Here is a 6601-nt window from a genome sequence, read left to right as displayed (position 1 = left end):
CGGCTCAGCAGATCGCCGAAAAATATGCCGCACTCGCCCGTGACGCGCAAAGCTCCGGCGACCGGGTGATGGCGGAGAACTATCTCCAGCACGCCGAGCACTACAATCGCATCATCGCGGCCGCGCAGGCGCAGATGCCCATCCAGAACGCCCAGCAGAACCGCGACGACTTCGATGACGACGTCGATGAGGATCGCGACGAGTTCGACACGGTCGGCAACGCAAATGCCGGCGAGTCGCAGGCCGCCGCGAACGGTTCCGGGCCGCAGCCGGTGATCGAAGGCACGCCGGCGGAACTCGCCTACAACCAGGAAAACGGCCGCGACAACAACCGGCGCGACAATAATGGTCGTGACAGGCACCGCGACCGCCGCAATGGCGGCTATGGCCAGTACGGTCAGAATGGTCAGCGCGGCGACAATGGTCAGCGAGAGCGCAGCGAACATGGCGGCCAGCAGATCGATCAGAGCCGCCGCAATGAGGCGCAGGCCAAGCCGGAGGGCTCCGCCGAAGACGGCGTTGCGGCCGAGCAGGCTCCGCTGTTCGACAGCTTCTCGCCTGCGGGCCTTGCTGCCCAGGCCGAGCGCAACGAAGCCGGCACGGACAATGGCGGTGGGCGTCGGCAGAGACGTCCACGTCGCGGTCGCGGCAATGCCGAGCAGGGCCATAGCGCCGAGCAGGGCAATGGCGATGAAAGCAATGCCGGCCGGGCGGACAGCGCCGCCGATGGCGGCAACGTCGCGGACAGCGGCAGCGCGACTGCCGCCAAAGAGGCAAATGCAGCGCCGAGCGAGAACGGCGCCGGTGAGCCGGCAGGCGGCGCCGGCGAGCCGGCAGTCGCCGACGCAGATAGCTGACCGCAGGTCTATTTCCAGGCAATTCGAACGGCGGAGAGGTTTCTCCGCCGTTTCTCGTTGTGCGTGCCTAAAGCACGTCGCCTGAATCCGTTTCAGCGCGACGCGCTTTCGTTTCCTTGCATGGCGGTAATTTGTGCGCTAATACTGAACCATATGGTTCAGTATATCAAGACCCGCCTCGATGCTTCATTCGCCGCGCTCTCGGATGCGACCCGACGCGGCGTGCTGGAGCAGCTCGGCCGTGCGGACGCTTCGATCACGGAACTGGCCGAGCAGTTCCACATGACCCTTACGGGCATGAAGAAGCACGTCGGTGTCTTGGAGCAAGCGGGGCTCGTCAGCACGGAAAAGGTCGGGCGTGTGCGGACCTGCAAGCTCGGCCTGCGCGGGCTGGAGCAAGAGGCGGCATGGATCGAGAGGTACAGCCAGCTCTGGGACGCACGCTTCGACGGGTTGGACAAGGTGGTCGAGGAACTGAAACGAAAGGAGAAGGTCGATGGACGCAAGCAAAGCGAGTGAGGCCACACCGATGCAGAACCGCACGACTGTGGAACGGACGTCGGACCGCGAGCTCGTCGTCACGCGAACCTTCAACGCTCCGGCGCGCATCGTGTTCGAGGCGTGGACCAAGCCTGAGCTGTTCAAGCAGTGGTGGGCGCCGAAGTCGATGGGAATGGTGCTGCGTTCCTGCGAGATGGATGTCCGTGTCGGGGGCAGGTACCGTTTGGCGTTCGGCCACGATGGCTCAAACCTTGACGAGTTCTTCGGCAGGTACATCGAAGTGACACCGCAGTCGCGCCTCGTCTGGACCAATGAGGAAGGCGGTGAGGGTGGACCCGTCACGACGGTGACCTTCGAGGAAAAAGGTGGCAAGACGCTGCTGGTCCTGCACGAGCTCTATCCCTCGAAGGAGGCTCTCGACGCTGCCGGCACCGGTGCGGCGGAGGCGATGGGCGAGACGTTCGGGCAACTGGACGAGCTTCTCGTCACCCTGGGCGCGAGCGGTGGACGATCATGAAGCCGTCGATGTCGCGCGTCACGCAGCCGCAGCATTTAAGCCCTTGTTTTAATGCCTAATATTCGCCCAAAACCGCTGCGCGCTTCGGGCGACCAGGCCCTAGAATATTCTGCGCTGACCGAGATCAGGGCGTCTTGAGAGACCTGAGCTGATACACCATATCTCGGCTGAACAGGACTCGGCTCGAATGAGCGGGTCCGTCACCGCAATCTGATCCGGTGCCGCAAAGCGGGCCGGTGATGGAAGGAGACATACATGAATACGGAGAAATATTCCGAGCGCGTGCGCGGTTTCATCCAGTCCGCGCAGACCATGGCGCTCTCGCGCAACCACCAGCAATTCACTCCCGAACATATGCTCAAGGTGCTCGTCGATGATGACGAGGGCCTTGCCGCGTCTCTGATCGAGCGCGCCGGCGGCAGCATTCGCGACGTGAAGCTCGGCGTCGAGGCGGCGTTGGAGGCTATGCCCAAGGTCGAAGGCGGCAACGGCCAGCTCTATCTCGCCCAGCCGCTTGCCAAGGTGTTTTCGACCGCAGAGGAACTGGCCAAGAAGGCCGGCGACAGCTTCGTTACCGTGGAGCGGCTGCTGCAGGCGCTCGCCATGGAGAAGTCGGCGAAGACCGCCGACATCCTGGCCAAGGCCGGTGTCACCGCGCAGGCGCTGAACCAGGTTATCAACGATGTCCGCAAGGGCCGCACCGCCGATTCGGCCAGTGCCGAGCAGGGCTACGACGCGCTGAAGAAATACGCCCGCGACCTGACCGCGGATGCGCGGGCGGGCAAGCTCGACCCGGTCATCGGCCGCGACGACGAGATCCGCCGCACCATCCAGGTGCTGTCGCGCCGCACCAAGAACAATCCCGTGCTGATCGGCGAGCCCGGCGTCGGCAAGACGGCGATCGCCGAAGGCCTGGCGCTGCGCATCGTCAATGGCGACGTGCCGGAATCGCTGAAGGACAAGCGGCTGATGGCGCTCGACATGGGCGCGCTGATTGCCGGCGCCAAGTATCGCGGCGAGTTCGAGGAGCGGCTGAAGGCCGTGCTGTCGGAAGTCACTTCCGCCGCAGGCGGCATCATTCTGTTCATCGACGAGATGCACACACTGGTCGGTGCCGGCAAGGCCGATGGCGCGATGGACGCCTCGAACCTTTTGAAGCCTGCGCTGGCGCGCGGCGAGCTGCACTGCGTCGGTGCGACTACGCTCGACGAATACCGCAAGCATGTCGAGAAGGACGCGGCGCTCGCCCGCCGCTTCCAGCCCGTTTTCGTCGACGAGCCGACGGTCGAGGACACTGTCTCGATCCTGCGCGGCTTGAAGGAGAAATACGAGCAGCACCACAAGGTGCGCATCTCCGATTCGGCGCTGGTTTCGGCCGCGACGCTTTCCAACCGCTACATCGCTGACCGTTTCCTGCCGGACAAGGCGATCGACCTGGCGGACGAAGCCGCATCGCGGTTGAGGATGCAGGTCGATTCCAAGCCCGAGGCGCTGGATGAGATCGACCGCCGCATCATGCAGCTCAAGATCGAACGCGAGGCGCTGAAGGTCGAGAAGGATGACGCCTCGAAGGACCGGCTGACCAAGCTGGAGAAGGATCTGGCCGACCTCGAGGAGCAGTCGACCGAGCTGACCGCCAAGTGGCAGGCCGAAAAGCACAAGCTCGGCCTTGCCGCCGACCTGAAGAAGCAGCTCGACGAGATGCGCAACGAGCTGGCGATTGCCCAGCGCAAGGGCGAGTTCCAGCGCGCCGGCGAGCTTGCCTACGGCAAGATCCCGGAGCTGGAGAAGAAGCTCAAGGAAGCCGAAGCCCAGGACGGTAAGGCCGGCATGGTGGAAGAGGTGGTCACGCCTGACCACGTCGCCCATGTCGTGTCACGCTGGACCGGCATTCCGGTCGACAAGATGCTTGAGGGACAGCGCGAGAAGCTGCTGCGTATGGAGGACGAGATCGGCAAGCGCGTCGTCGGCCAGGGCGAGGCGGTGCAGGCGGTCTCCAAGGCCGTGCGGCGCGCCCGTGCGGGTCTGCAGGATCCGAACCGGCCGATCGGCTCGTTCATGTTCCTGGGTCCGACCGGCGTCGGCAAGACGGAGCTCACCAAGGCGCTCGCCGCCTTCCTGTTCGACGACGAGAGCGCCATGGTGCGCATCGACATGTCGGAGTTCATGGAGAAGCACTCGGTCGCCCGGCTGATCGGCGCGCCTCCCGGCTATGTCGGCTATGAGGAGGGCGGCGCGCTCACCGAAGCGGTGCGGCGCCGGCCCTACCAGGTCGTGCTGTTCGACGAGATCGAGAAGGCGCATCCGGACGTGTTCAACGTGCTGCTCCAGGTGCTCGACGACGGCCGGTTGACCGATGGTCAGGGCCGCACGGTCGACTTCCGCAACACGCTGATCGTCATGACGTCGAATCTCGGCGCCGAATATCTGGTCAATCTCCGCGACGACCAGGACGTCGATGCCGTGCGCGACGAGGTGATGGGCGTGGTGAGAGCCTCGTTCCGTCCGGAATTCCTCAACCGCGTCGACGAGGTGATCCTGTTCCACCGGCTGCGACGCGAGGATATGGATCGCATCGTCGAGATTCAGCTCAAGCGGCTGGAGAACCTGCTTGTCGATCGCAAGATCACGCTGTCGCTCGATCACGATGCGATCGAGTGGCTGGCCGGCAAGGGCTACGATCCGGCCTATGGCGCCAGGCCGCTGAAGCGGGTGATGCAGAAGGAACTGCAGGATCCGCTGGCGGAGAAGATCCTGCTCGGCGAAATCCTCGACGGCTCGACCGTCAAGGTCACCGCCGGTTCCGATCGCCTGAACTTCCGTGCGAAGCCGACGGTGGTGGCGGCTGAAGCCGCCGCCTGAGTCGAGCCGGGGCATGTGACCGGAGCCATTCCAGGAAAAGCGCTTGGCGGTTTTCCGTCCGAATTGCGCAAACAAGGATACGAGGAGCGCGTCGCATCCGGCAGGGCGGCGCGCTCTTGCTTTTCGACAGGGCCCTGCGGCAAAACCGAGCTTGATCGCGGGTCCCGGAGGGCCGATTCCAATGAAGCTCGAGGACTATAACGGCTTCTGCGCCACATTGCCCGCCACGACCCACGTCGTGCAGTGGGGCGGGGCTCACGTCTGGAAGGTCGGCGGCCAGGTGTTCGCGATCGGCGGCCATGACCGGGAGGGCGAGGTCTTCGTTACCTTCAAATGCTCCGACATGGCGTTTGACGTGCTGAAGGAACAGCCAGGCTGCCGGCCCGCGCCCTATCTCGCGTCGCGCGGCATGAAATGGATCCAGCGCCAGACAAGCCAAAGCGTGGATGATGCCGCGCTGAAGGACTACCTGCGCGAAAGCCACCGCCTGGTCGTGCTGAAGCTGACGAAACTGGCGCGCAGCGAATTGGGGCTGCACTGACATTCGGTTGGGGACCATGGTGAGACGCCGGAAATCCGCCATCTTCATGCCCGGTTCATATTGGAACCTTAGTTTTGGTAACTGGTTTGCTGGCGAAGGGTTCGCCCAGCAAGACCGAGCCGACCGGAGAGCCTGACCCCCATGCTGCGCACGATCTTTTCCCTTTCGGCACTCGCGGCCGGGCTGGCGGCTTCCGGCGCGCTCGCAGCGCCCAGTCTGGAAGGCGCGCAGAAGACGGTTCGGTCCGCTCAACACGGCGCGCTCCTGCTCGCCCAGGACGGCAATATCGACATATACTACGATGCCAGGGGCAACCGGGTGCTTGTCGATGCCGATACCGGAAAGGTGATCGCCATCCAGCCGCCGCAGACCCGGCTCGATCGCCGGGCGCTGCGCCGTCAGCTGCGGATGCAGGAGCTCGGGCGTGCGCCCGTCGAGGACGACGACCGTTATTATCTCGACGATCCCGACGACATGGCCCGCTTCCGCCGCAGGCAGCTGGACGAGAACGGCCGGTATATCCCGCCGCCGGTCGACGACTACGATTCCAACAGCGGCAATTCCGTCGAGGCCTATCCGCCGGCGCCGAACGACGAAGGGTATGCCACAACCTATCCGGAGGCACCAAGGTCGGACACCATCAAGCGCGAGCCGCTGAACGAAGCATCGATCGAACCGCACCCTGGGCAGGGGGACGTGCTGCAAGTCAATCCGGAGACCCAGGCCGCGCTGCCGCCGGACACGGGCGGCAAGGCGACCGTCGATCCGTCGCTTTCGCTCGGCGTGCGCCAGGACGTGGCCGAACTCCAAGTGCTGCTCGACCGCGCCGGCGCCTCGCCGGGAGTCATCGACGGCCGCTTCGGCTCGAATGTCGACAAGGCCCTGGCCGCCTACAACCAGATCACCGGCAGCAATCTGAAATCGACCGACTCGGCCGCCATTAAGGCGGCGCTCGCCCAGTCGGGGGGCGACGCCTTCGCCTCCTACACGATCACGCCCGAGGACGTGGCCGGACCCTATGTCGCCTCGATCCCGGAAGATTACAGCCAGAAGGCCAAGCTCGACCGCATGGGTTACACCTCGGTCACCGAGGCGCTCGCCGAGCGCTTCCACATGGACGAAGGCTATCTGAAGTCGATCAACAAAGGCCTCGACTTCAACCGTCCCGGGACCATCATCAAGGTCGCCAATTTCGGCCAGTTGGTGTCGACGCCGGTTGCCCGCATCGTTGCCGATAAGGACAAGAAGGAAGTTTTCGCTTATGACGCGGGCGGCAAGCTGGTCGCGGCCTATCCGGCCACCATCGGTTCGGCCGACACACCG

Annotated in this window: 6 protein-coding genes; all 6 read left to right on the top strand. The window is 64.5% G+C overall.

From position 1 onward, the window contains the following. Positions 1-857 (top strand): DUF4167 domain-containing protein (locus EOA75_RS26550; protein WP_127325544.1); only part of this gene is annotated, 857 nt, incomplete at its 5' end. 153 nt (positions 858-1010) lie between these two features. Next, entirely contained in the window at positions 1011-1376 is a 366-nt protein-coding gene (locus EOA75_RS26545; RefSeq protein WP_067319638.1) for a metalloregulator ArsR/SmtB family transcription factor, read from the top strand. Next, positions 1354-1875, top strand: a complete 522-nt coding sequence (locus EOA75_RS26540; RefSeq protein WP_245307350.1) for an SRPBCC family protein — start codon at positions 1354-1356, stop codon at positions 1873-1875. Before EOA75_RS26545 ends, EOA75_RS26540 begins: the two co-directional genes overlap by 23 nt. A gap of 255 nt (positions 1876-2130) precedes the next feature. Next, complete coding sequence (clpB, locus tag EOA75_RS26535; protein WP_127325543.1) at positions 2131-4737, top strand: ATP-dependent chaperone ClpB; 2607 nt, start codon at positions 2131-2133, stop codon at positions 4735-4737. Between the two features lie 181 nt (positions 4738-4918). Continuing rightward, positions 4919-5278, top strand: coding sequence for an MmcQ/YjbR family DNA-binding protein (locus EOA75_RS26530; protein WP_127247088.1), 360 nt, complete (start codon positions 4919-4921; stop codon positions 5276-5278). 141 nt (positions 5279-5419) lie between these two features. Next, a partial coding sequence (locus EOA75_RS26525; RefSeq protein ID WP_127325542.1) for a peptidoglycan-binding protein occupies positions 5420-6601 on the top strand: 1182 nt, incomplete at its 3' end.

This window comes from Mesorhizobium sp. M1A.F.Ca.IN.022.07.1.1, from assembly GCF_003997575.1.
Classification (GTDB): domain Bacteria; phylum Pseudomonadota; class Alphaproteobacteria; order Rhizobiales; family Rhizobiaceae; genus Mesorhizobium.
The sequence above is the reverse complement of the archived record's forward strand: the minus strand, read 5'-3'. Positions and strand labels throughout refer to the sequence as shown.

Excerpts from the sequence above, each read along its gene's own strand:
- EOA75_RS26530 (WP_127247088.1), top strand. The coding sequence starts at position 4,919 with ATGAAGCTCGAGGACTATAACGGCTTCTGCGCCACATTGCCCGCCACG.
- EOA75_RS26545 (WP_067319638.1), top strand. The coding sequence starts at position 1,011 with ATGGTTCAGTATATCAAGACCCGCCTCGATGCTTCATTCGCCGCGCTC.
- clpB (WP_127325543.1), top strand. The coding sequence starts at position 2,131 with ATGAATACGGAGAAATATTCCGAGCGCGTGCGCGGTTTCATCCAGTCC.
- EOA75_RS26540 (WP_245307350.1), top strand. The coding sequence starts at position 1,354 with ATGGACGCAAGCAAAGCGAGTGAGGCCACACCGATGCAGAACCGCACG.